Consider the following 24,285-nt stretch of genomic DNA (forward strand, 5'->3'; position numbering starts at 1 on the left):
CGTGGTATCGGTCACCGTGCCGGCGAGTCCAGCACGCGGAGCACGTCAGCTGTTCGCGTCCGCGGCGCCGGTCTCGTCATCCATGCGGGACGGTACGTCCACGACGAGTGCGGTGGTGTTGTCGGTGCCCCCAGCCCGAAGTGCAGTCTCCACCAGTGTGTTCGCGACGGTTTCGATCGTGCCGCCCGCTACGAGCAAGGCTTTGATCGTGGCGATGCCGAGTCGCTTGTGCACTCCGTCGGTGCTCAGCAGTAGCCTGCCCGTGCTCGATCCGGTCACGGCGTAGCCGATCTCGGCCGGTCGCACGGTGCGCACCGACGTGGTGACGAGATGACTCATCCGTCGCGAAGGAACGAGCCCGCGGGCTCGGCACATCTCCTCGACGGTGTGATCGGTGGTGATCTGGTGCAGTACACGGCCGTTCCACCGGTACGCGCGGCAGTCACCGACCCAGGCCACCTCGCAGGGCCCCTCCGGCCGGCTCATGGCGGGCAGCACCGCGACGACCAGCACGCTGTCGGCCGAAGGCTCCGGGACGGACTGCCGCAATTCTCGTTGCGCCGCAAGGATTCCCGCCCGCGCCCCGCGACGCGCGCCGACCAGCGCCGCCACGGATGCCGCCGTGCGCGCCGCCTTCGCGGCCAGGAGATGGTCACCGACACCATCCGCGACCACGAACGCCGTCGCCCCCGTCACCGTGTCCGTCTCGACGGCCACCGCGTCCGCGTTGATCGACCGCGCTCCGCGCCGGCTCACCGAACCACAGCGTGCGCTGCCGAGCCCGAGCGTCCGGATCCGCGGCATGCTCGGGGTGGTGGCGGAAGGCATGGCTCTCCTCGGGCTGGGGATGGTGCCGCCGAATCGGCGCGCCCCTTCAGGACACCGGCCCAAACCGTGCGCTTCGCCAGAGGCCCCCGTGTAACTGCTGAGAATCAGTCATCAATCGGGTCACGGCTCGCGCGCGGAGCTATGTCCGCGCGGAGCTATGTCATGGTCATATGACCAATTATGTCGGCGTCCCGATCTGCCGGGCCGCGGACTTCGGGACGTACGGCCGAGTCACCGGCCGTGTGGCGCCCCTCCAGCCACACACTCACCGCCACCGTGGCATACGCAGCGGCCGCCGCCAGGCCCGGCAGCATGAGCATGAGCGTGAGAAACGAAATGAACGAAGACACAAGCCCTCCCGGACCACCCGATCGGATATTTCGCACCGGTGCGCCACCCGGCATCACCGTCATGGCCGCGCATACCCATCATTCGAGGTCCGATGCATGCCGCGCCGGCAGAGCAGGCGGGGAGCCGCCCTCCGCCGCGTAGCGACTCCACCGAGGGTGGCCCGCCGGACTCGGCGAATCCGCCGCGAGACCGGTGCGGTATCGCGGCCGAGAGGTCGGTTTCGTAGGCCGCGGCGCGGGAATGCGCTGTGCGAAGGCGCTTGTATCGCACCGGTCGCCGCTGGCTCCGTACCTCAGCGGCGAGATGAAGCGGCCATCCTGGAAGGAGAACAAGCATGTCGCCTGCAACGATCAATTCGACCTCGGACGCCGTCGACTTCCTGGTCGAGCAACACGGACGGATCCGGCAGCTGTTCGTCGAAACCGCTCAGGCATCCGATGTCAAGGAGCGGGAGAAGAAATTCTACGAGCTGCGACGGCTCTTGGCGGTGCACGAGACCGCCGAGGAGGAGATCATCCACCCGCGCGCACGCCGGGAGATCGGCGACGGCGCCGGCATCGTCGAGGCGCGCCTCGAAGAAGAGAACAAGGCGAAGAAGCAGCTGGCGGATCTCGAAGAACTCGACATCGGCTCGGTGGAGTTCGAGGTCAAGCTGGACGGGTTGCGCCGGGCCGTGCTGGCGCACGCCGAACACGAGGAGACCGAGGAGTTCAACCGTCTGCGCCAGGAAATGGATCCCGATTCCCTGCAGCGGATGCGCAGCACGGTCGAATTCGCCGAAGCCATGGCACCGACCCGCCCCCATCCCGGCGTCGAGTCGGCCGCGGCCAACGCTCTCGTCGGTCCGTTCGCGGCGATGATGGATCGCGCCAAGGACATGATCACCAAGCCACGCTGAGCAGGACCCCCTTCGACCCGCGGCGCCGGGTCGCCCCGATCGGGGCGACCCGGCGCCGCGCTCTCGTACTCGGTCAGCCGCTACAGACGCGGTTCCTCGCGCATTCACGCTGACCGTCCGCCTGCCTGCACCACTCGGATCGGGTCCGAGCATCCGCCCTCACAGCAGCACCAGCGCGACACTCAGCACGCACACCACCAGCACCCACGCCGCGACTGTCAGACGGATCGAACCCTCTGCATCCGAATCGCCGCGATAACGGCGTCGACCGGCGCGGTACGGCGGGCGCGGGGCCGAAACGGACATGACATCCTCCTTCGGTCGGCTTGCGTCGGGAGTCGCATACCCGCTTTCGGCGCCAATCGTCACGATGCGGCTGTGGCGAATACCACCGGCCGGGCGCGACGACGAAAATACGGCTGCTCACCTGCGGTGTTTGGTATCGACGGTGGCGGGAAGTCGCTCGATGCAGGAGAGGAGCCGGCAATGACCGAACCGAAAGACACCTACGACCCGCCCCAGGACACGGGCGCGCCGGACTCGACGGAATCCGATCCGGCCGCCCTCAGCAGCGCCGAGGATCTGGACGAGGACCGGCTGCGCTCCGATCCGCTCGAGGCCGGGATGGACCCGCCCGAGCACTGGTCGGGAGCCACCCGGTACGGCATGACGCACTGGGAGGAAGCCCATCCTCGACCGATCGGAGACCGGCTCGCCGAGGAGCAGCCCGATGTCGACCCCGACCGGGAGCCGGGTCCCGAGGACACCGAGAAGCTCAGGGATATCACGTACGACAGCGACGAGGTGCCCGTCGAGCACAGCTACGAGGAGGAACTCGGCGTCGCGGCCGATGTCGCGGGTGGCTCGGTGGCGGACGAAATCCGCCACGCCGCACCGCCCGAGTGATCAGCAGGCCGAGCGCGATGGCTACGAAAGAACCGGCCCGACGGAAATCCGTCGAGCCGGTGGTCACGAGTCACGGCCGCGCGTCAGCCGATGATGGCGTTCATGATCGTGCCCGCGCTCGTCGCCACCGCGCCGCCCGCCATCGCGCTGGCGACCATCTTGGGCGACTGGAGGGTGCCGCCGTTCCACTTCTCCCACGCGAACCTGCCACCGCCGTATGTGATCGCCGTGATACCGGAGAGCTGAACAAGCCAGGTGAAGTAGCGGCCCAGCTGCATCAGTTTGTCCGCCATCGGCGGCTCTTCCGCAGTCGGATTTTCGAACTGCGCCACCACTGTCTCGTGTAGCGCGGCGAGAATCATGCTCACGTTCGTGCTCCTTTTTCGCATGCCGAAGGTAATGCCGGAGACAAGTTCGAGAGAAAAGAGCGGAGCTGCTGAGCGGCAAACTCGTGACAAGATCGATTAGAACGTATGGCGGTGGTGTACTCCCCGCGACACACCGCAACGCGCATGACGCGAGTCACAGCGTCGCTCCGTGCCGAGCGAGGCTGTCACCTTTAGGATTTCACTAGTGCAGGGGCTGACATGATGTCGGTGCAGTGCGGCGCCGACCCTACCGCTGACATCACCGTGACCGCGGGGAGGGCACAATGCACACCACTTTCCTGATTCCACTTCTCCTCACACTGCTGATTGTCACGGCCACGGCTGTCGTGGCCGGCTACGCCACCGCTATCGCGGCTTATTGGTTCGAGCTGCGCTCCACCGACCGACATGGCGGACGCGCGGACCCCTCGGTGCACTGACCGGCCCGGAATTCGGCAAACGGGCTCGTGAAGGTCGCCGCGCGGGAGATCGCGGCCAGGTTCGCCACGGGCACCCGGGCGGGCGGTGACGTTTGAGCCGTCGCCGTTCGGAAATCACGACGAGGGAACCCAGCTGCCGAGTACGGCGAGGTGACAATGGTCGACGATGTCGAGAAGCGCTGGCACGATCCGCGGATGTTCCGCCGTGCCGCAAGCTATGTCGCCTCGGTCCTCGCCACGGCCACGCTCGTCTTCCTGCTCATCCTGCTGTGGGCCGCGCAGAGCGAGTGTGTGGACGCGGACACGCTGCTGTGTGACACCACCGCGGAAACCGCCGTGGTGATCGGACCGTCGGCCGTCCTGCTGATCGGCGGGATCGGCGCCTTCGTCGAAACATACCTCCAGTGGCGCCGCGGCCGCGCCTGGCCGATCTGGCAGGGCGCGGGCTGGTTCCTGTTCGTCCTGATGGTGGTCTACCTCGGCATCGGCGCAGGTGCGGCCGCGCGCTGATCAGTCGGCGACTTTCACCACGACCTTGCCGAAGTTCCGGCCCTCGAGCATGCCGATGAAGGCTTCGGGGGCGGCGGCCAAGCCGTGCACCACGTCCTCGCGATAGCGGACGCGGCCGTCGGCGACCCATTCCCCCATCTCGCGAAGGAAGTCCGGGTACAGCTCGCGGACGAACTCGGTCTGGATGAATCCACGCACGGTGAGGCTCTTGGTGAGGATGCGGCCGTAGAAGGCGGGCAGCCGGTCCGGACCCTCCTGGACGCCGCTCACGTTGTAGTCGGCGATCAGGCCGCAGACCGGCACACGCGCGTAGGTGTTCAGCAGCGGATAGACCGCGTCGGCCACCGCGCCACCGACGTTTTCGAAGTAGACGTCGATACCGCCGGGAACCGCCGCCGCCAACTGGTCCGCGAAATCGGGCGCACGGTGGTCGAGTGCGACGTCGAAACCGAGTTCGTTCAGGTAGGCGACCTTGCGCGGCCCACCCGCGATGCCGACGGTGCGCGCACCCTTGATCTTGGCGATCTGGCCGACGGCCGAGCCCACCGGCCCGGTGGCGGCGGCGACCACGAGGGTCTCGCCGGGCCGCGGCCTGCCGATCTTGCTCAGTCCGGCGTACGCGGTGAATCCCGGCATACCGAGCACGCCGAGCGCGGTCGAGACCGGAGCCTTCGCCGGATCGAGTGCGCGGAGACTACGCGCCGGTGCGACGTCATGCGTTTGCCAGCCCGAATAGGCCAGGACCACACCGCCTTTCGCCACCGATGGGTCGCGGGATTCGAGGACTTCGGCCACCGTCGCACCGACCATTACCCCACCGATCTCCACCGGTTCGGCGTAGGACTTCGCCGAGCTCATCCGGCCGCGCATATACGGGTCGAGGGACAGATACAACGTTCGCAGCAGCACTTCTCCCTCGCCCGGACCGGGCAGTTCCACCGTCTCGGTCCGGAAATTCTCCGGCGTGGGCGCACCCACCGGCCGGGAGGCAAGCACGATCCGTGTCGACTCGACCATGCCGCTCACCCTAACCGCGCCGCGCGGGCGCCGAGAGTGCGCGCCCGCGCGTGTCCGGCGACCTCGCACCCGTCCCGAATCCGGCCGCCCGGGCCGACCAGCTGATGCTCGTCATGGAAGGTGTCTACGCGACGACCCAGGTGTTCGGCCCGACCGGCCCTGCCTCCCGGCTTCTGGTCGAAACGCTGCTTCCCGGCGACACCGCTTCCCGGCAACGAAACCGGTGCCGAGCAGCAGGACCGATGTGAGCGTCCGTGACATCGAGTTGATCGACGGGAACATTGGCGGGGCCACCGCGGCTTCGTAGCGTCGAAACCATGACCTTGGAAATCGGCATCATCCTGCCCACGTCGACGCCCGACCCCGCCCATCCCATCCTCGGCGACGTGCGGGCGAGCGCCCGTCTCGCCGAACAGATCGGCCTCGACTCGGTGTGGTCCACCGATCATCTCGTGGCCAGCGCGCCGATCTTGGACAGCACCGTGGTGCTGGCCACCGCCGCCGCGGTGACCGACCGCATCCGCATCGGCTACGGCGTGCTGTTGCTGGCGCTGCGCCCGGCGGCCTGGGCTGCGAAGCAGATCGCCACGTTGCAGTACGTCTCCGGCGATCGGCTGATTCTCGGTGTCGGCACGGGCAACCCGGCGCATGGCGACGTCGGATGGCGCGCGGCCGCAGCACCGTTCGCCGAGCGCGGCCGCCGCACGGACGAGGCGCTGCGCGTGCTGCCCGACTTGGTCGCCGGGCGTCCGACGACGCTACCCGACGGGACCGTGGTCACCCTGTCACCGGGCGCGTCCATGCCACCGGTACTCGTGGCGGGTGACGGTGCGCGGGCGCGCCGGCGCGCCGCCGCCTACGCGGACGGCTGGGTCGCCATCGGTCTCGAACCGAATGAGGTGCGGGCGAACAAGGCCGAGTTGGCCTCGCTCGCCGATGAATACGGCCGTCGTCCACTTAGCGTCACGATCGTCGCGCCCTCGCTGGCAACCGATCCCGGCCACGCCGCCGACCAATTGGCCGCCTACGCGGATGCGGGTGCGGAACGTGTCATCCTGGCTCCCTCCGGAGCGGAGTGGCGCGCCGATTACGACTTCGCCGCGAAGCTCAAAGAACAGCTGAATACCCTGCTCACCCGCTGAACAGCAGCCCCAGGCCGAGGCCGAGCAGCACCACCGCGATCACCGTATCCAGCACCCGCCACGCGGATGGGCGAACGAACAGCGGGCCGAGCAGTCGCGCGCCGAATCCCAGCGTGGTGAACCAGAGCACGCTGGCCAGCATCGCCCCGGCACCGAGGAACCAGCGGTCCGGACTGCCATAGGTGCTGGCGAAGGAGCCGAGCAGCACCACGGTGTCCAGGTAGACGTGCGGGTTGAGCCAGGTCAATGCCAGGCAGGTGGCCACCGTGGCGCCGAATGCCGCAGTGGCCCCTGCCGATTCGACGGTCAGCGCGGTCGAGTTGAACGCTCGCCGCGCCGCCAGCACCGCGTAGCCGATCAAGAACGCCGCGCCCGCGTAGCGCGCCACCACCAGCACCGCCGGAGCGGCCTGGACGATCGCGCCGAACCCGCCGACTCCGGCCGCGATCAGCACGATGTCCGAGACCGCGCACACCGTCACCACCGCGAACACGTGCCTGCCACTGATCCCCTGCCGCAGGACGAACGCGTTCTGCGCACCGATCGCCACGATCAGTGACAGGCCGAAGCCCAAACCGGACGCGGCCGCCACCGCCGCGGAAGAAACATTCACGTCCAGCGACGCTAAGCCGGGCACCATACCCAGGCAAGCTAAAGATTCTTACTTGTCATTAGCATCTCTTAACCATGGACGTTCAGCTCGACCAGCTCCGCGCCCTCGACGCCGCGATCACCGAGGGGACATTCGACGCCGCGGCGCGGCGGTTGAGCGTCACCCCGTCGGCGATCAGTCAGCGGATCAAGGCCCTGGAGGACGCGGCGGGACGGATTCTCGTGCAACGCACGAAACCGGTGCGTGCCACCGAATCCGGCCTCGCCGTGCTCCGGCTGGCCAGGCAGATCCAACTGCTGGCCGCGGACACCGCGCGCGAGCTGGGTGGCCGACCCTCGGACGGTCCGATCCGGGTGCCGATCGCGGTCAACGCGGACTCGCTGGAGACCTGGGTGATGCCAGCGCTCGGCCGCGCGCCGCGCGGAGTGTGCTTCGAGATCCACCGCGAGGACGAGGAGCACACCACGCGGTTGCTGCGCGACGGCACCGTGATGGCCGCGATCACATCCACCGCGCAACCGGTGCAAGGCTGCAAAGTGGATCGTCTCGGCGCTATTCGCTATCGGCCGATGGCCAGTCCGGAGTTCGCCGAGACCTGGTTCGCCGACGGCGCGACGGCGAAGTCCTACGCGGCGGCCCCGGTGGTGCTGTTCGACCGCAAAGACGACCTGCAAGATCGCCTTCTGCGCCGGCGCAGCCGCAAACCGCTGGACCCGCCACGTCACTACGTCCCCTCGTCCACCGGATTCGCCGAGGCGGTCCGTCTCGGACTCGGCTGGGGCATGCTGCCCGACCTGCAAACGCGAGACGATCAAGCCGCCGGGCGCCTGGTCTCGATCGATCCCGGCGTCGTCATCGACGTCCCCTTGTACTGGCAGCAGTGGCGCCTGGACTCCCCTGCCCTCAGCGCCGTCGCAGCGACCATCGCCGCGGCGGCAGCAGCCGTGCTGCGCTGAACTTCGTTTCCCGGCAATACATTCGCGGCCCTGACGTCGCCGGGCCAGAAGTGCGAGCACTCCCGCCCCGGCGAGGCCGTATCCGAGAAGGTGCGACCGTGGGCACGGCAGCACCGCAAGGTGGTTCGGAGCCGAGGGAAGGGTGGATGGACTTCGGTGCGGCGACTCGGCGGGCGCGGGCGGCACCCGCCACGACACTCGGCGGTTCACGCACGTGCGATCCGGCCATCTCGCCCTGTCGAGAGGTAGCTTTGATTCCGCACGGCGACCACAGGTTCAGCTCCACCTCGCACCCCGACACCAGATGCTAGAGGAGTTCACTTGGCACGGCACCGTCGTTCGCACCGATCGCGCACTCGTGGCGTAGCCGCCGGTGCTGCCATGATCGCCATCCTGCTGACCGGCATCGGAACCGACGCGGCCGCGCGCCCGATCGGCGCCTTCGACGTGGGCGGAGCGATCGAGGTCGAATACGACCGAGCCGGTGGACCCGCGTTCTTCGGCGACCCGGTCTCCCCCGAATCCGCCGCCGCACGCGGCGGCCGCTACCAAGCTTTCGAGCGCGGCTCCTCCATCTACTGGCACCCCGATACCGGAGCCCATCAAATCGGCGGCGCCATCCGCGACAAATGGGGCGACCTCGGGTTCGAGGGCGGGCTGCTCGGTTACCCCGTCATCCGCGAAGCGGCGACACCGTCCAAGCCCGGCCGATACAACGTCTTCCAGAACGGCTCCATCTATTGGTCGATCGGCACCGCCGCTCATCAGATCGGCGGCACGATCCGGGACAAGTGGGGCTCCTACGGGTGGGAGAACAGCCCGCTGGGCTTTCCCATCACCGACGAATCACCCGCGCGCGCAGGCTACGGCCGCTACAACCTCTTCGGCGGCGGCGCCATCTACTGGTCTCCGCTCACCGACGCCCACGTCACCTGGGGAGCGATCCGGGAGTCCTGGGAAGCCGCGGGCGGCGAAGCAGGCCGCTACGGTTATCCCACCAGCGACGAATACGACTTCCAGAACGGCAAAGCCCAAGACTTCCAAGGCGGCCGGATCACCTGGAGGCCTTGATTTCACGAGCGACCGCAGCATCATCGTGACGCCGTGAACGCTCGGCAATCGAGTGATTCCGTGCGGTCACGTCGGTTCCGCCGGCGACCCCAAGCAGTGTTGGGGCCGCCGCGGCCGAACCAGCCAGTGCCCGAGTCGATTCTCAGACCCCGACCTCGACAGGGATACTGCCACATCGTTTCCGCGGCGTCGCAGCGATGATCGTCCATCGGTACGTACATGCGCGCGTGCATGTGCATGGACGACGGAGGATGCGAGATCCCCTGAAATCGAGGTCGGGACGACTACATTGATAACGAATCTGCATCAGTGAAATGGCCCCTGATACCAAACTGTTGCCTATCACAGCGAGGGCCGGGGCCAATTGGACTCGACAACAAGATCATTCGCAGTCGCTCGGAGCAATTGCCCCCTTTCCCTGGATGATTCGTCGAAGGCGCCGCGCTCATCCCGATCGCACGGCTGGCCGAGTGGCCGCTACGCACACGAAGCGGATGCCACACCTCGGGCCCTCCACATCGACAGAGAACCCACGAGCTAACGCCCGGCGCCGGCTACCGGTCGTCGCTACCGCGGAACACAGGCGTGCCGCCTCACCGGGTGAGCCGATCTCGGGCGAAATCAGGCGTTCCGCTACCCGGGCAGGTTCTCCGACAGCAGCGCGCGCAGAAAGCGCACGCTGTCCGCGGGCGACAGTGCTTCCACGCTGAGCCGGTTCATGACGGACATATACACCTCTACGTCGCGCCGTTTCTCGAAGTACAGCGAGCTGGTGAGTTGCTCGGTGTAGACGATGTCGGGCAGTTCGGGCTCCGGGAATCGAAGAATGCTGAACGGCCCTCCCGCGGCCGAGTGCCCTCCGGCCGCGTACGTCAGGACCTGGATCCTGACATTCGCGCGTGCGGCCATCTCGACCAGGTACTCGATCTGCTCCCGCAGAACTCGCGTCCCGCCGACCGGGCGGCGCAGCGCGTTCTCGTCGATGACCGCCCAGAGGGTCGGAGCGGCTGCGCGGTCGAGGATCCGCTGGCGGCGCATGCGGATGGCGACCCGGCGCGCGGTCTCGTCGTTGTTGCCGAGCTGGATCACCGCACGCGCATAGTCGGCGGTCTGCAGCAGACCCGGAATGAATTGCGCCTCGTAGGTGCGGATGGTGGTGGCGGCCTGTTCGAGGCCGATGTAGGTCTCGAACCACGCCGGGAGCAGATCGCTGTAGCGCTGCCACCAGCCCGGGTCGTTGGCGCGGCGCGCCAGTTCGAAGTAGGTTTCGCGTTCAGAGGGGTCGACAACGCCGTAAAGGGTCAGCAGGTCGCGTAGATCCCGTTCCTTGAACCCGGTGCGGCCCAGCTCCAGGCGACTGATCTTGGCATGCGAACCGCGGATGGAGTCGCCCGCGGCCTCCCTGGTGATCCCGCAGCCCTCGCGTAGCTGACGCAACCGGCTGCCGAGCGCGATCCGCAGAACGGTCGGACCGCGTTCTGCGGCAGGGAATTCCGCGTTGTCGCCGCCGTCCTCATCGTTGATCATGGGTGCCTCCGGTCGATGCGGGGTAGACCGCGGGGCGCGATGCCTCCACCATTACAGCTCACTCGACGTCGGCTGTTGATCCTACTCGGACGCACCCCTGGCCCCGATCACGATGCGACGACGAACCGCAAACTTCGGTGCGCGTGCATGTATTCGCAAGAGCGACAACGCAATATCTTGACCGCAAGGCTGGGCAAGCCGGAACCGATATGCGTAGAGTCGCCCCCGACGGTGGCCGCGCGGAGGAGGAGAGCCATGACGTCAGCAGAAGGGTCGACCCGGCTAGCGGGAGTCGACCCGAATACCCCGAGCATCGCACGCGTGTACGACTACGCCCTCGGCGGAACGAACTGGTTCGAGGTGGACCGGGAGGCCTACGAGCACCTGAAGAAGGTGGTGCCGCACCAAGACGACGTCGGTACCGCCAACCGGCGCTGGCTCGAGCGTGTGGTCCGGTACGTCACCCGCTCGGCGGGCATCGATCAGATCCTCGATCTGGGCAGCGGACTGCCCACGCAGAAGAACACCCATGAGATCGCCCAGGAACTCGACGCCGAGGTCACGGTGGTCTACGTGGACAACGACCCGGTCTGCGCCACGCGCGGCAGGAAACTCCTCGAGGCGAATGAACGCACCCACTTCCTCGACCTCGATCTGACCCGGCCCGCCGACGTATTCGGCAACCGCGCGATCGGCGAATTCCTCGACCTGGACCGTCCCTTGCTGCTGATGCAATGCGGCACATTGCATCACATCGACGACGATCAGGACCCGGCGGGCATCATGCGCGAGTACGTCGAGCGCCTTGCCCCTGGCTCGTACGTGATGATCAGCCATTTCTTCGATCCGGCCGACGAGGACGAGTACCTGCACGGGCTGGCCAGGCAGGCCGAGCGGGCGCTGCGCGACGAGCGGCTCGGCACCGGCCGGTGGCGCACCCGCACGGAGATCCAGGCCTTCTTCGCGGGACTGGACATGGTTCCACCCGGATTGGTGGAGCTGCACGACTGGTGGCCCGGCGGACCCGCGCTGCGCACGCCGTGGCCCGACGAACGTCTCATCATGGGCGGCCTCGGCCGTAAACCGTAAACCCTTCCGCACCACGGAGCGCGATATGACATCGAACGACGTGCAGATCAGCGATCAGGACATCCAGGACACGTTGTCGGAGGTCCTCCGTTTCACCAGCATCGACCTCGCGACCTCCAAGGACGGCGTCAACTGGTGCTCGAACGCGTTCTTCGCCGAGCTGGACGGCGATCCGTTCCGCTTGACACTCGCGCTCGAGTCCGGGGGACGGACATTGGCCGGGCTGCGCGCGAACCCGAGCATCGGAATCAAAGTCGTGCCCGACGGATTCCTCAACCCGTTCGCCCAGGGTTTGGGCACGGCTGCGGTGCGAACGCAATCCAGCGAACGGGAGGAGACCTTCCAGGCTTTGCTGCGCAGGGAGCCGCGGATCGAACCGTTCCTGTCCACACCGATCGAGGCGGTGGTGGTGCAGGTCGACTGGTGGCGGGTCACCCACGTGCAGGGCGGGTTGCTGCCAGGCCGCGTGCTGCACCGGCCCGACGCATAAGCCGCGAACCAGACGAAATCGGCTCTGGCCGAACGCATCCGCACGATTGCCCGGGAAATCGGGGGACTCTAGGCTGATGAGCCAGGCCCCGGAAACGCAGAGAGAGGTCTCCATGTCCGATACCGCTCCCCGGACCGGCGTCAGGGTGCCGGTCGGTGTGGACACGACACGCGCGAGCATCGCCCGCGTCTACGACGCGACCCTGGGCGGCAAAGACAATTACGAAGTCGATCGCTTCGTCCGCGACAAGGTCGCCGAGGTGGCGCCGCGACAAAGCGATGTGGCCTGGATGAACCGCCGGTGGCTGCACCGCGTGGTGCGATATCTCGCCGGAACCGTCGGCATCGACCAATTCCTCGATGTGGGCGCGGGTTTGCCGACGGTCGGCAACACCCACGAGATCGCCCAACAGCAGAATCCTCGAGCGCGCGTGGTGTACGTCGACAACGACCCGGTGTGCAATATCCACGGCCGGGTGCTGCTCGAACGCAATGAGTACACCCATTTCGTGCCAGCGGATCTGACCGAGCCGCAGACCTTGCTGGCGCACTCGGAGGTCACGCCGCACCTCGACCTCACCCGTCCGTTGGCGCTGATCCTGTGTGGCATCCTGCATCACGTCGACGACGCGCTCGATCCCGCCGGAATCATGCGGCACTACATCGACGCGCTCCCGGCGGGTTCGTACGTCGCGATCACCCACTTCTGGGACCCGGCCGACCGATCCGAAGCCCACAATATGGCCATCGAGCTGCAACGACGTTTCACCGAAATGGGCTTGGGCTCCGGCTGGTACCGCACCCGCGAGCAGATCGCCTCGTACTTCGGCGGTTTGGAGTTGATCGAACCCGGCCTGGTGGAACTCGACGACTGGTGGCCGATGGGTCCCGCGCTGCGCCCGCGCCTCACCGAGGAACGCCTCCTGCTGGGCGGAGTCGGATTCAAGGCGGGCTGCGCCAACGGTGTCGTGACTCCGTTCCGCCGCCGATCAACAAGCAAGAACGATCTACCCGGTTCCGCCGATGACGAGTCGGCAGAGAGGTAACGCAGCAATGATGTACGACGACCTGAACGGACCAGATCTCCGCGAAGACCGGTGGCGTTTTCTGGAGGTCCCGCTCGGGGAAGACCGGACCTGGCGCTACGCCGACCCCGCCGCCGAGACCGATATCGGTGACGGCACGGTGTCGGTCCGCATCGGCGCCTTCACCCGGTCCAATGCCGATGTCCAGATCCTCGACAACCCGAAGCACCTGCTGGTGTCGACCGAGGCGTTCGATCTCACCGCCGGATCACGCACCTTCGCGGTGGAGATGGCCGCCGAGAACATCGGCGTCACCGGCGAAGACTACCGGGACGGGTTCGCCGCCTTCAACGTTCTCGATATGGGGAGTGCCCAGGTATTCGACCTGATCGCGACCGGCAAGAACGCCTATGCGATCCACGAACGGTTGTTCGTGCCGGGTGTCGTCCCGAAAGAGCAGGCATTCACTCATGTGGTGCACGCGCCGCTGGCGGGCGTCGACATCAAACCCGGCCAGTTCCACCGCTATGCGGTCACCATCGATCGGCATGCCTGCACCGTCGGCTGGTACGTCGACGACTCGCCCGTATACACCACTTACGCTCCGCAATTGCCCGAGACGGTGCAGATCGGGTTCGGCATCATCACGCTGCATCCGATCGAGGACGGCCGCAGCACCTCGCTGCGCGGGCAGGGCCTGCACGGGTCCTGGCGGAACTTCACTGTGGACTGATCGAGTCCGAAAACAGGTGGTGCCCGGTCGCCTTCGACCGGGCACCGTTTCGTCCGCCGCCTATCGCGGGGCTACCACCGCTCGGACATCTCCTTCCGCGGCCATTCGACACCGCCCTGGCGGGCGTACTCTTGCGACATAGCGTCGGTCTCGTCCACGTCGAAGTCGTACTCGTCGAACTCGCGACGGCGCGGGTCCCACACCATCGCCGCGGCCGCCGCCGCCAGCAAGGTAATGACTATGGCGGCTATGACTCCATACAGCACGTCTAACACCCTCCTGAGGAAAAAACGAATCGCCGACGCGGCCGTGCCGGATACTCAACGCGCACAGCTCTTTTCACGTCGAAACGCATCCTAAACCGAGCTGGCCCGCACGGCAGTCCCAGGCTTGGTGACCCCACTCACCACCGGGGCGATCCGGCCGGAACGCGCCGTGCACCGATTCCGTGGAAACGCCACCGCGAACGTTCAGCGTCGCCTAGGCTCAGCGCTGTCCCGGTGGCTCCGGGACATCTCACGCGGAACCGGTACGCCCAATCCGGCCGCGATTGCTGGTGGTAGCGGTGGGGTTCACCCGACAAGATGAACCTCGCCGTCCCCCATTTCCCCCTGAATCCCGCGGACATTCGCGTGGAATCACGCGCTTCGGGCATCCTTGGAGCTACCGTCTTCGGTCATGGACGACATCGAACTGCAGCCACCGACCGTCGCCTCCCCCAAGCACACCGGACTGGTCCTGGACATCGCAACCCTCAGCATCCACAACCCCCTCGCCGGCCCAGGCGAGATCACCTACCCCTACATTCGCTGCACCGACCACCGAGTCCTGCGCCTGCCGGAGCCGTTGCACCGGTGGGCGACCGAAACCATCGCGCTCAACCACGCCACGCACGCCGCAGGCGCACCGCCGCTGTTCCCCGGACAGGTCGAATTCGGCATTCTCGACGGCATCATGTACGCCGAAGTCCTCTGAACGACAGGTGAATTGCGGCGACAGACCGATCGGCCCGGTCCGGCTCTCGCCGCCTGTCAGCCGCGGCCGCGCGGGCAGCTGGACGGATCGCGCCACGCGGACTCCCCGGTGGGCGAAAGGGCTGATGGGGGCATGCCCGGGCCCCGCATGTGGCGCGCGTTGCGGGCGCACGACACACTGGAGGCCGTGAATCGCATGTCAAACCGACCGCGCGCCCGCGCACTGGACGGCCTGCCGTGACCGATCTCGCTCGCGGTGAGAACCGCCCCGCGCCCGGAGATCGGCTGACGGTCACCGTCACGTGTTCGGCTGCCGTCGATGTTTCGGCGCTACTGCTGAACGCCGCGGGGCGAGTACGCTCCGACGCCGACTTCGTGTTCTTCAACCAGCCCGTCGCGCCCGGCGTCACCTACCGGCACGGTCAGGGCGCCGGCGACGTGGTGGAGATCCAGACCAGCGCGTTGCCCGCCGATGTCGACCGGGTCGTCGTCACCGCGAGCCTCGACGGCAGCGGGCCGCCCACTTTCGCGGCCGTCGGCTCGCTCCGCGCGACCATCGCGTCCCCCTCGGGCACGCTGGCCTTCCCGATCACCGGTCTAAGCACCGAGACCGCCGTGGTCTGCGTGGAGATCTACCGGCGCGGCGGCGGATGGAAGGTCCGCGCGGTCGGCCAGGGTTATGACAACGGCTTGGCCGGGATCGCGACGGCGTTCGGCGTGAACATCGATGACGAGCCCGCGCCGCCGCCCACCCCGTCGCCTGCTCCCGCTTCCCCGCCGGCATCTCGCCCAGCGGCTCCGGTGCCTCCGTCGCATCAGCCCGCGCCGCAGTCCGCCTATTCCCCGCCTCCGGCCTATCCTTCGCCTGCGCCGCAACCGGCCTATCCGCCACAACCGGCCTATCCGCCACAACCGGCCCATTCGCCGCAACCTGCCTATCCGCCACAACCGGCCTATTCCGCGCCCGCCGCGGTGCCGCCACCACCGATGCCTTCACCTCAGCAAGGAGCGCTGCCGATGCAGAGCGAACTGTTCGCCCCCAGCCACGCCGAAGTCACCGGCGCCGGCATCCAGAAGCAGGGCGGCAAGATGATCAAGGTCGCCGTGAACGGCGAGGTCATGGCGCGGGCCGGGTCGATGGTCGCCTACCAGGGCGACCTGCATTTCCAGGCGCTCGGCGCGGGCGGTATCGGGCGGGCGATCCAGCAGCGGCTGACCGGTGAAGGCGTTCCGCTGATGAAGGTGTCCGGCCACGGCGACCTGTTCGTCGCCAGCGGCGCCGCCGACGTGCACACCATCGATCTGGACGGCACCGACGGCCTCACCATCAACGGCGCCAACGTGCTCGCCTTCGATTCCAGCCTGCGCTACGACATCCGGATGGTGCAGGGTGCCGCCGGATTCGCCAGCAACGCCGGATTGTTCAACTGCGTCTTCACCGGCCGCGGCCGCATCGCCATCACCACGCATGGCACGCCGGTGGTGCTCAACGTCGATCAGCCGACCTACGCCGATCCGCAGGCGGCGGTCGCCTGGTCGTCGAGCCTGCAGACCGGCATCAAGCGCAACGACTCCTTCGGCCTCGGCAGGCTGATGGGGCGAAGCACCGGCGAGGGGCTCACGCTGTCGTTCTCCGGCCGCGGTTTCGTCATCGTGCAGCCCTCGGAGCTTCCGCCCGGCGGCTTCCTGGGCGGCACCGGCGGCGGCCAGGAAGCGGGGCAGAGCGGCGGCGTGCTGGGCGGTCTGTTCGGGTAGCGCGACGTTATGCCTGGAGCGAAACGAGCTCCACGACAGTGATGTCCGACGGTGCGCCCACGCGCACCGGCGGGCCCCACGCCCCGGCTCCCCTGGTGACGTACAGCTGGGTGTCGCCGTAGCGCTCCAGCCCGGCGACGGTCGGATTCACCAGGCCCGCAAGGTAATTGCCGGGCCAGATCTGTCCGCCATGGGTATGCCCGGACAGCTGGAGATCGACACCGTGCGCGACCGCGTCGTCGATCAGTATCGGCTGGTGCGCCAGCAGTACCGCCGTGCGGGAGCGGTCGCGGTCGCCGAGTGCCTTGCCGAAATCCGGGCCCTGCCCGGTCCGTTCGCCCTGCACGTCGTTCACTCCCGCGAGGTCGAATCCGGATAGTTCGGTGCGGGCGTTCGCGAGCAGGTGCATGCCGAGTTCCTGGACGTGCTCGATCCACTGCTCGGCGCCGGAGAAGTACTCGTGGTTGCCGGTGACGAAGAACGCGCCGTGCCGGGCGCGCAGCCCGGCCAGCGGCTCGACGGCCGAACGCAGGTGCTCGACGCTGCCGTCCACCAGGTCACCGACGACCGCGATGAGGTCGGGCTGGGTGTCGTTGACGGTCCGGACCACCCGCTCGGCGAAGCCGCGGCCCAGGATCGGGCCGAGATGCACGTCGCTGACCACCGCGATGCGGAATCCATCGGCTCCGCGCGGCAATTTCGCGAGCGGCACGGCCACACGCTTGACGCTGGGCCCGTTGAGGACGCCGTAAGCTCCGAGGCCGACAGTGGTCGCGGCGGCGGCCACGGCGGCTCCGCCCACCACCCGGGAGACGAAGACGCGGCGAGGAAGTCGCGGAACGGCGGACGCGGTCACGGACTCATCCGACGCCGTCGCGGCGACCTCGTCCGGCATCGAATTCGGCGCTGCCGCGGAATCCGCGGCGGCAGCCGGTTCACTCGCAACAGCCGTGGCCCGCACCGGATTCGCTGCGAGCACACCGCCCGACTCCGCGACCGCGGCAGATCCACTCGCAACAGCCGTCACCTGCATCGGATTCGCTGCGGGCGCAGTGCCCGACTCCGCGATGGCGGCAGGTTCACTCGCAACGGACTCGTCCTGGTCGGAAGTCAGAGTGGACGCCGGCTCCGCCTCGATCATGGCGGCCGGTGCGCCCACCGCTCGGTCGCGATCGATCCAGCGCAGCAGCAGGAACCGGATCGGTTCGCCGACCAGCAGCGCCAGCAGCAGATATACCAGCAGGGCGCCCCAGAGATAGCCGGGCCAGGCGATGATCCGGACCACCGCGAACGGAGCGGACGCCACTTCGGCGACCGTCGCACCGACCAGCAGTAGCGGACCCGCCAGCACGACCGCGGTGCCGAGGCGTCGCCCGCGGGAGCCCTCGATGGTCGTGTCCCGCACCAGGCGCCGCCACAGGTACCAGTGCAGCGCGCCGAACACCGCGACGACGCCGAACACCGCGAGGAGAGCTCCGACGGCAACAAGCACAACAACCACTGGCGGCACTCTCTGTGATCTTTTCGGATGCGCGGCACCAATTTACGTCACGGCATCGATAGCGCGCGCCGTGCCGGGTTCCCGCTGCCGGTCATCTGGTCCGCTCGAGCACACCGCGCACGAAGGCGGCTTGGCCCGCGTGCTGCAAATCGTCGGCGATCACGCTGACCAGCCGCACGCCCAGCGTTACCGGCGGGTCCCATCGGATGTCGACGACGCGGTCCAGGTCGCCGTCTTCGAGCTCACGAACGAAACGCAGCGTCTGCTCGTGCACGGCGTCGTAATAGCCGGTGAGCAGCTCGGCCGGGGCGCGGATGACGGCCACGCCGGCGGGCCGGTCGCCGTATCCGGTCGCGGTTTTGTCGACAGGCAGGCCGAACCGGCCGTACCAGCCTTGCGCGGTCCATACCTGCTCGACGCCCGCCACATCGGCGATGTGATCGTCCTGCACCCGGGCCAGATGCCACACCAGCCATGCGATCGAGTTGGCTCCTGGATCGACTCGGTGGACGAGGTCGTCCTCCCCGAGCCCGTCCACCGCCTCGTGCACCGTCTCTTTGATCCGCTCGTAGGCATCGATCAGCACATCGGCACTCGTAGCCATCGTCGACTCCTCTCGATGTCCGGTGCCCCGACCGTACCGAGCGCGGCGACTCCGCACGAGCGTCGGCGCGGCTGGCGCGTCGGAATTCAGGCACGATCGCACCACATTGAACGTGCCGTTATATGACGGTACGATATTCGGTGGCGAGATCAGGTCCGGTGGGCTCCACTGGGTCATCGACCGGACGACACACCGAAGTGAGGAAGTTCCGATGATGCACGACCACAAGGCCGGACGCGCACGGCGAACGGTTGTCCGCGTGGCGATGGTCGCCGCGCTCGCACTGACGCCGGTCGCCGCGACCGCGGCGCCCGCGCTGGCGCAGCAGCCAACCGTCGCTCAGACGAATCAGGCCGAAGAGATCCACGGACGCGGCTGGCATCACCACGGCGGGTGGGGCCGCCACGGCTGGGGCGGCCACGGCGGATGGGGTGGCTACGGCTACTGGGGCAACCCGTACGGTTTCTGGGGCAGCCCGTTCGGCATCTGGCCCGGACTTTTCGTGCCGCTGCTCGGCACCGGAAGCGCGTTCTGAGCATAAGCGGACATGACCAGGTGATTCCGGCTCCGCGGCACCGCTGCGGGGTAGCGACTTCGCACACTCCGCCGCCGTGGAGCCGGAATCTCCTGCCGCCGAGACGACGTCGGCTCTCGACGGCGGGCCACCGTCCCGCGTGAACCCGCGCCCGCGAAGCGACGGTCCTGTGAGACGGAAATCCGCAACACGGCGGCGTCCTCGAATTGTGGTTCGGCACAACGTGACCGCCTGAGCTGTAGAAGCTCGTCGCCCTGCGGCGGCCGCACCGCATGCCACAGCCACCCCGAAGCAGCATCGAGGCAGCACCCCGGCGCGCTCGCCATCCCTATGCGCTCGCGCCTGGAATTTTCGAAGAAATTCGTCATTGAGGCGATCGAATTACTTGCCGCACCAGCCGATTCAGCAGACATTCGGCAATCCATCGAAATATACGGACGAAACCGGCGCGGTCCGTTGGCAATTCGCGCGCACGCACTGATGGAGCGGCATGGTTATTTTTCAGTGAAATTCGCAGAACGATTGCTTCGGCAAAGCCGTCCGGCCAGAATGGGTAGGGCCGAGAACCGGCACTTCGGGGATTCGTCGGCACTCGTGGCCGACACGACTATGTGGGGAAATACGATGAGAGTCAACAGATTCGCCGCCACCGCCCTACTCGCGGTCGGAGCCACCGGAATCGCGACGGGCGTCGCGAACGCCCAACCCGCCGCCCCCGCGCAGGTCAGCGTGCACGGTGTCGAGCAGGGAGTCGGATTCACCTCGGCGCCTGCCCCGGACGGCAGCGCGGTGGTGACCACCGTCGAGGCGGGCAGCTTCGCCTTGACCGCCGACGCCGAAGCCGTCGAACTCCGGGACGGCGCGGGGCAGGTCATCATGACCCTTCCCTTGGCCTTCCAGTCCTCCGGCGCGACGTACGGCCTGGCGCCGACGATCACCGACGCCGGCCGCACCCTCACGGTGACTCCGGTCGGCGCGCCCGCGGCAACCGAGCGGCTCAACCAGTTCGTCAACGAGCAGGAAACGCTCGCGCGCAAGCAGCACAACGCCGGAGTCGGCGCCCTCATCGGCGCGGGAATCGGCGCCGTGATCGGCTTCTTCCTCGGCGGCGTCGGCGCGCTGGTCACCGTTCCGATCGGAGCGGGTATCGGTGCGCTGATCGGGTTCGCCACACCGTAAGCGGCTGGTTCGGTGTGCGGTCGCCCGCACACCGAACACCGGTCGCAGCGGGTGGATCAGCGGCATCCAGCCCACGTAGCCGCGTCGACCGATCGCACTCTCACCTACCCGCAGCCGATCTCCGCTGCCGCCCGCCGACTCCGCGCAGCCGCGCACAAAACGGGATGCCCGAGGCGCTCACTGCGGCATGATGAGTGAGCACGGAGATGATCGGAGCGACGGCACAGGACGCGAGATGGCACAGGGCGGTTCCCTCGCGCGGCAACGCGCTGCACTGGAACAAGAGTGGTCCCGATGGGTACCCGCCGGAACACCCCAGGGTGATTCCGCGCTGCGCAGCGAGGTCGCGCAATCCTGGCTGCGATCGCTGCGCACCGTCGATCCCGCGTGTGAGCACGCTCCCCTCGCCGAAGCCGACGTCGCCGCCCACTGGGCCGAGTCCCCGCTGCGCACACCGGTATCCGAGCTCACCGACCAGCTGCGCGGCGTCACCGAGGACGCGGGCTACGTCGCCGCGATCACCGATGAGACCGGCACCATCCTGTGGTCGCACGGCGGCCCGGTCATGCGCCGCCGCGCCGAGCAGGTGAACTTCGCTCCGGGCGGGCGATGGGACGAGGCGCACATGGGCACAAATGCGCTCTCGCTGGCGCTGCGCACCGAACGGCCGCACACCGTGTTCTCCGCCGAGCATTTGGTGGCGGCACTGCACGGATGGGTTTGCTATTGCGCGCCGATCCGCGCCGCGGACGGACATCAGCTCGGCGTGCTCGACCTGTCGACGACCTGGGACCGAGCCCATCCGCTGGCCATGGCCACGGCGCGCACCCTGGTCAGCGCCATCGAGACCAAACTGCACCACCGCACGGCCGCGCCGGGCGTCCGGCTGACCTGCCTCGGCACCGGCCGCCTGACCCGCGACGGCACGCCCGTGCGGCTGCGCCCCCGGCACCTGGAGATCCTGGTCCTGCTGGCGCTCGAGCCGCAGGGCTACACGCACGAGCGCCTGCACTTCGCGGTGTACGGCGATCGGCCGGTGGGCGCGAGCACACTCAAGTCCGAGATGTCCTATCTGCGGCGCGCGACCTGCGGTGACATCACCAGCCGGGTCTATCAGCTGGTCAGCCCGCTGTCCTGCGACGCGGTGGACGTGCTCGCGGCGCTCGAGGCGGGCGACACCGCCACGGCCGTCGAGTTGTATCGCGGGCCACTGCTGCCCGAGTCGGATACTCCGGGGATCGTGCGGTGGCGCGAGTATCTGGAGGTCGGCGTGCGCACCGCGGTGCTGTCCAGCGCGACCGCCGAGCACGCGCTGCGCTACGGCGAGCGCGCGCCGCACGACATCGCAGTGCACGAACACGCGCTGCGCCTGTTGCCCGCCGATGACGGTCGTCGCGCGCTCGCCGCGGCCCGGCTGCACAGCGCGCTGCACGGCTGAGCTCCGGACCGCGCTCGTCGCGACGGGCATGGCTGCCGGCCGACGCCGGTCGCCGGCTGCGAGAGCGGGCCGGACGGGGCCGCGGCCGCGCGCTCGTCGGGCCAACGCATCGCGATCCCACTGGCATTCGGCCGCCACGCTGCCGGGTAGTCACCGGCAGTCATCCGCACGCCACCACCACCGGACCGCGATTCAGCCGCATCCGTGCGCCTCAACGTTTCGTCAACCCTCGCGCGGCATAGTGACCCGCATCACGGCCGGACCGCCGTGCGCTTCACGTCCGCAACCAGCGAGGAGTTACCCGCCATGAGCTACGCAAAGCCGGGAACCGAGGGCAGCGTCGTCGAATTCGCCACGCGCTACGAGAATTTCATCGGCGGCGAATGGACCGCCCCCGTCGAGGGCCGTTACTTCGAGAATCCCTCCCCGGTGGACGGACAGACGTTCTGCGAGGTAGCGCGATCGTCGGCCGCCGACATCGACCTGGCGTTGGACGCCGCGCACCAGGCGGCCGACGCGTGGGGCGCGACGTCGGCCGGCGAGCGCGCGAACATCCTGAACAAGATCGCCGACCGGATCGAGGACAACCTCGAGGCGCTTGCGGTCGCCGAGACCTGGGAGAACGGCAAGCCGGTGCGCGAAACGCTGGCCGCCGACCTGCCGTTGGCGGTCGATCACTTCCGCTACTTCGCCGGAGCTGTCCGCGCCCAGGAGGGCGGTATCAGCGAGATCGACGCCGACACCATCGCCTACCACTTCCAGGAACCGCTCGGGGTGGTCGGGCAGATCATTCCGTGGAACTTCCCGATCCTCATGGCCACCTGGAAACTCGCCCCGGCACTGGCCGCGGGCAACGCGGTGGTGCTCAAGCCCGCCGAGCAGACCCCGGCCTCGATCCTGAAGGTGGTCGAGCTGATCGCCGACCTGCTGCCACCCGGAGTGCTGAACGTGGTCAACGGCTTCGGCGTCGAGGCGGGCAAACCACTGGCCGCCAGCCCGCGGGTGGCCAAGGTCGCCTTCACCGGCGAGACCACCACCGGCAGGCTGATCATGCAATACGCCAGCGAGAACATCATCCCGGTCACACTCGAACTCGGCGGCAAGAGCCCCAACATCTTCCTGCCCGACGTCATGGCCGCCGACGACGCCTTCCTGGACAAGGCCATCGAGGGATTCGTGATGTTCGCGCTCAATCAGGGCGAGGTGTGCACGTGTCCGTCCCGCGCGCTGATCCACTCCTCGATCTATGACGAGTTCATCGCCAGGTGCCTCGAGCGGACCAAGGCGATCAAGGGCGGGGACCCGCTGGACGAGACCACCATGATCGGCGCGCAGGCCAGCAACGACCAGTACGAGAAGATCCTGTCCTACATCGACATCGGACGCCGCGAAGGCGCGCAGGTGCTCACCGGCGGCGCTCCGCGCAAGGTCGAGGGATATCCCGGCGGCTACTACGTGGAGCCGACGATCTTCTCCGGCCGCAACGACATGCGGATCTTCCAGGAGGAGATCTTCGGGCCGGTCGTGTCGGTGACCACGTTCGACTCCACCGACGAGGCGCTGAAGCTAGCCAACGACACCCTCTACGGTCTCGGCGCCGGGGTGTGGACCCGCGACATCAACTCCGCCTACCGGCTCGGCAGGCAGATCAAGGCGGGCCGGGTCTGGACCAACTGCTATCACGCCTACCCCGCGCACGCGGCCTTCGGCGGCTACAAGAAGTCCGGCATCGGACGCGAGAACCACCGCATGATGCTCGACCACTACCAGCAGACGAAGAACCTGCTGGTCAGCTACTCCCCGGACAAGCTCGGATTCTTCTGATGCCCGATCCGGTCCAGCGCGTCGAGCTCACCGAGTCCGCGGAAGCGCTGCTGCACAGGCTGATCCAGCAGCACGGCCCGGTGATGTTCCACCAGTCCGGCGGCTGCTGCGACGGCAGCTCACCGATGTGCTATCCGCGCGGCGAGTTCCGGGTCGGGGCGTCGGACGTGCTGCTCGGGCGGCTCGACGCGGGCACGCCGTTCTGGATGAGCGCGGACCAGTTCGAGTACTGGCGCCACACCCACCTCACCGTCGACGTGGTGCCGGGACGCGGCAGCGGGTTCTCCCTGGAAGCACCCGAAGGCGTGCGCTTCCTGATCCGCTCGCGGTTGCTCACCGACGAGGAAGTGGCTTTCCTCGACGCGCATCCGCCACGAACCGGGGCCGACCAGCCCCAGTGACCGGGGCACCGGCCGACTGCGGGATACGGCAGCACCGGTGCACCGACCGGGCTGCTCACCGAAATGCCGCCTCGGTGAGCAGCCCGCCCTTCCGACCGTGGCCCGAGAAAA

27 protein-coding genes are annotated in these 24,285 nt (G+C 68.0%); 18 read left to right on the forward strand and 9 right to left on the reverse strand.

Features of this window, described 5'->3' with window-relative positions; all coding sequences use genetic code 11:
* Positions 1–45: 45 nt before the first annotated feature.
* Positions 46–828 (reverse strand): serine/threonine protein phosphatase, encoded by a 783-nt coding sequence (locus AB0M45_RS21225; protein ID WP_364331614.1) that lies wholly within the window; start codon positions 826–828, stop codon positions 46–48.
* A 685-nt stretch (positions 829–1,513) separates the two neighbouring features.
* Between AB0M45_RS21225 and AB0M45_RS21230 the strand changes: the two genes are divergently transcribed.
* Entirely contained in the window at positions 1,514–2,077 is a 564-nt protein-coding gene (locus AB0M45_RS21230; protein ID WP_364331617.1) for a hemerythrin domain-containing protein, read from the forward strand.
* A 159-nt stretch (positions 2,078–2,236) separates the two neighbouring features.
* On the opposite strand, the gene AB0M45_RS21235 is transcribed toward AB0M45_RS21230, so the two are convergent.
* Positions 2,237–2,383 (reverse strand): hypothetical protein, encoded by a 147-nt coding sequence (locus AB0M45_RS21235; RefSeq protein ID WP_364331620.1) that lies wholly within the window; start codon positions 2,381–2,383, stop codon positions 2,237–2,239.
* A 180-nt stretch (positions 2,384–2,563) separates the two neighbouring features.
* Between AB0M45_RS21235 and AB0M45_RS21240 the strand changes: the two genes are divergently transcribed.
* Positions 2,564–2,983 carry a hypothetical protein gene (locus tag AB0M45_RS21240; protein ID WP_364331624.1) on the forward strand — a complete coding sequence of 140 codons (420 nt, stop codon included), beginning with the start codon at positions 2,564–2,566 and terminating at the stop codon, positions 2,981–2,983.
* An 83-nt stretch (positions 2,984–3,066) separates the two neighbouring features.
* Here AB0M45_RS21240 and AB0M45_RS21245 read toward each other — a convergent pair whose 3' ends face one another.
* Positions 3,067–3,345: a hypothetical protein gene (locus AB0M45_RS21245; RefSeq protein ID WP_364331627.1), complete on the reverse strand. Its 279-nt coding sequence runs from the start codon at positions 3,343–3,345 to the stop codon at positions 3,067–3,069.
* Positions 3,346–3,635: 290 nt separating this feature from the next.
* Between AB0M45_RS21245 and AB0M45_RS21250 the strand changes: the two genes are divergently transcribed.
* Both AB0M45_RS21250 and AB0M45_RS21255 read left to right on the forward strand, forming a co-directional pair.
* Positions 3,636–3,791 (forward strand): hypothetical protein, encoded by a 156-nt coding sequence (locus tag AB0M45_RS21250; RefSeq protein ID WP_364331630.1) that lies wholly within the window; start codon positions 3,636–3,638, stop codon positions 3,789–3,791.
* A 156-nt stretch (positions 3,792–3,947) separates the two neighbouring features.
* Positions 3,948–4,301, forward strand: a complete 354-nt coding sequence (locus AB0M45_RS21255) for a hypothetical protein (protein WP_364331633.1) — start codon at positions 3,948–3,950, stop codon at positions 4,299–4,301.
* On the opposite strand, the gene AB0M45_RS21260 is transcribed toward AB0M45_RS21255, so the two are convergent.
* Positions 4,302–5,318, reverse strand: a complete 1,017-nt coding sequence (locus tag AB0M45_RS21260; RefSeq protein ID WP_364331636.1) for an NADP-dependent oxidoreductase — start codon at positions 5,316–5,318, stop codon at positions 4,302–4,304.
* A gap of 317 nt (positions 5,319–5,635) precedes the next feature.
* On the opposite strand from AB0M45_RS21260, the gene AB0M45_RS21265 reads away from it, so the two are divergent.
* The gene (locus tag AB0M45_RS21265) at positions 5,636–6,460 is read left to right on the forward strand and encodes an LLM class flavin-dependent oxidoreductase (RefSeq protein ID WP_364331640.1); all 825 of its coding nucleotides are present in this window, start codon (positions 5,636–5,638) and stop codon (positions 6,458–6,460) included.
* Here the strand turns inward: AB0M45_RS21265 and AB0M45_RS21270 are convergent.
* Positions 6,450–7,073, reverse strand: a complete 624-nt coding sequence (locus tag AB0M45_RS21270) for a LysE/ArgO family amino acid transporter (protein ID WP_364331643.1) — start codon at positions 7,071–7,073, stop codon at positions 6,450–6,452. The two genes, AB0M45_RS21265 and AB0M45_RS21270, sit on opposite strands and share 11 nt — an antisense overlap.
* Before the next feature lie 74 nt (positions 7,074–7,147).
* Between AB0M45_RS21270 and AB0M45_RS21275 the strand changes: the two genes are divergently transcribed.
* Together AB0M45_RS21275 and AB0M45_RS21280 are read left to right on the forward strand one after the other, a co-directional pair.
* Positions 7,148–8,029: a LysR family transcriptional regulator ArgP gene (locus AB0M45_RS21275; RefSeq protein WP_364331646.1), complete on the forward strand. Its 882-nt coding sequence runs from the start codon at positions 7,148–7,150 to the stop codon at positions 8,027–8,029.
* Positions 8,030–8,410: 381 nt separating this feature from the next.
* On the forward strand, positions 8,411–9,100 hold the full coding sequence (locus tag AB0M45_RS21280) for a hypothetical protein (RefSeq protein WP_364331648.1): 690 nt from the start codon (positions 8,411–8,413) through the stop codon (positions 9,098–9,100).
* A 633-nt stretch (positions 9,101–9,733) separates the two neighbouring features.
* Here AB0M45_RS21280 and AB0M45_RS21285 read toward each other — a convergent pair.
* Positions 9,734–10,627, reverse strand: coding sequence for a helix-turn-helix transcriptional regulator (locus AB0M45_RS21285; protein ID WP_364331651.1), 894 nt, complete (start codon positions 10,625–10,627; stop codon positions 9,734–9,736).
* A 255-nt stretch (positions 10,628–10,882) separates the two neighbouring features.
* Here AB0M45_RS21285 and AB0M45_RS21290 point away from each other — a divergent pair, with 255 nt between their 5' ends.
* From AB0M45_RS21290 to AB0M45_RS21305, 4 genes are all read left to right on the forward strand, one after another.
* A complete protein-coding gene (locus tag AB0M45_RS21290) occupies positions 10,883–11,716 on the forward strand; it encodes an SAM-dependent methyltransferase (RefSeq protein ID WP_364331654.1) in 834 nt (277 codons plus the stop codon).
* A gap of 25 nt (positions 11,717–11,741) precedes the next feature.
* On the forward strand, positions 11,742–12,206 hold the full coding sequence (locus tag AB0M45_RS21295) for a hypothetical protein (RefSeq protein WP_364331657.1): 465 nt from the start codon (positions 11,742–11,744) through the stop codon (positions 12,204–12,206).
* A gap of 112 nt (positions 12,207–12,318) precedes the next feature.
* Positions 12,319–13,251 (forward strand): SAM-dependent methyltransferase, encoded by a 933-nt coding sequence (locus AB0M45_RS21300; protein ID WP_364331660.1) that lies wholly within the window; start codon positions 12,319–12,321, stop codon positions 13,249–13,251.
* A 7-nt stretch (positions 13,252–13,258) separates the two neighbouring features.
* Positions 13,259–13,963 carry a DUF6081 family protein gene (locus AB0M45_RS21305; RefSeq protein WP_364331663.1) on the forward strand — a complete coding sequence of 235 codons (705 nt, stop codon included), beginning with the start codon at positions 13,259–13,261 and terminating at the stop codon, positions 13,961–13,963.
* Between the two features lie 71 nt (positions 13,964–14,034).
* On the opposite strand, the gene AB0M45_RS21310 is transcribed toward AB0M45_RS21305, so the two are convergent.
* On the reverse strand, positions 14,035–14,229 hold the full coding sequence (locus tag AB0M45_RS21310; protein WP_364331666.1) for a hypothetical protein: 195 nt from the start codon (positions 14,227–14,229) through the stop codon (positions 14,035–14,037).
* 412 nt (positions 14,230–14,641) lie between these two features.
* Here AB0M45_RS21310 and AB0M45_RS21315 point away from each other — a divergent pair, with 412 nt between their 5' ends.
* Together AB0M45_RS21315 and AB0M45_RS21320 are read left to right on the forward strand one after the other, a co-directional pair.
* Positions 14,642–14,938, forward strand: a complete 297-nt coding sequence (locus tag AB0M45_RS21315) for a hypothetical protein (protein WP_364331669.1) — start codon at positions 14,642–14,644, stop codon at positions 14,936–14,938.
* Positions 14,939–15,174: 236 nt separating this feature from the next.
* Complete coding sequence (locus AB0M45_RS21320; protein WP_364331672.1) at positions 15,175–16,692, forward strand: AIM24 family protein; 1,518 nt, start codon at positions 15,175–15,177, stop codon at positions 16,690–16,692.
* 7 nt (positions 16,693–16,699) lie between these two features.
* Here the strand turns inward: AB0M45_RS21320 and AB0M45_RS21325 are convergent, their stop codons facing one another.
* Both AB0M45_RS21325 and AB0M45_RS21330 read right to left on the reverse strand, forming a co-directional pair.
* Positions 16,700–18,193, reverse strand: coding sequence for a metallophosphoesterase (locus AB0M45_RS21325; protein WP_364331675.1), 1,494 nt, complete (start codon positions 18,191–18,193; stop codon positions 16,700–16,702).
* A 91-nt stretch (positions 18,194–18,284) separates the two neighbouring features.
* Positions 18,285–18,797 (reverse strand): DUF664 domain-containing protein, encoded by a 513-nt coding sequence (locus AB0M45_RS21330; protein ID WP_364331678.1) that lies wholly within the window; start codon positions 18,795–18,797, stop codon positions 18,285–18,287.
* Positions 18,798–19,008: 211 nt separating this feature from the next.
* Between AB0M45_RS21330 and AB0M45_RS21335 the strand changes: the two genes are divergently transcribed.
* The 5 genes from AB0M45_RS21335 (at position 19,009) to AB0M45_RS21355 (ending at position 24,174) form a co-directional block, all read left to right on the forward strand.
* Complete coding sequence (locus tag AB0M45_RS21335; RefSeq protein WP_364331681.1) at positions 19,009–19,332, forward strand: hypothetical protein; 324 nt, start codon at positions 19,009–19,011, stop codon at positions 19,330–19,332.
* Positions 19,333–19,956: 624 nt separating this feature from the next.
* Positions 19,957–20,511: a hypothetical protein gene (locus AB0M45_RS21340; RefSeq protein WP_364331684.1), complete on the forward strand. Its 555-nt coding sequence runs from the start codon at positions 19,957–19,959 to the stop codon at positions 20,509–20,511.
* Positions 20,512–20,746: 235 nt separating this feature from the next.
* Entirely contained in the window at positions 20,747–21,949 is a 1,203-nt protein-coding gene (locus tag AB0M45_RS21345; protein WP_364331687.1) for a transcriptional regulator, read from the forward strand.
* Positions 21,950–22,255: 306 nt separating this feature from the next.
* Positions 22,256–23,773: an aldehyde dehydrogenase family protein gene (locus tag AB0M45_RS21350; protein ID WP_364331690.1), complete on the forward strand. Its 1,518-nt coding sequence runs from the start codon at positions 22,256–22,258 to the stop codon at positions 23,771–23,773.
* Entirely contained in the window at positions 23,773–24,174 is a 402-nt protein-coding gene (locus AB0M45_RS21355; RefSeq protein ID WP_364331692.1) for a DUF779 domain-containing protein, read from the forward strand. Before AB0M45_RS21350 ends, AB0M45_RS21355 begins: the two co-directional genes overlap by 1 nt.
* Positions 24,175–24,285 lie beyond the last annotated feature (111 nt).

Origin of the sequence: Nocardia sp. NPDC051787 (assembly GCF_040681325.1) — a bacterium.
Classification (GTDB): Bacteria; Actinomycetota; Actinomycetes; order Mycobacteriales; family Mycobacteriaceae; genus Nocardia.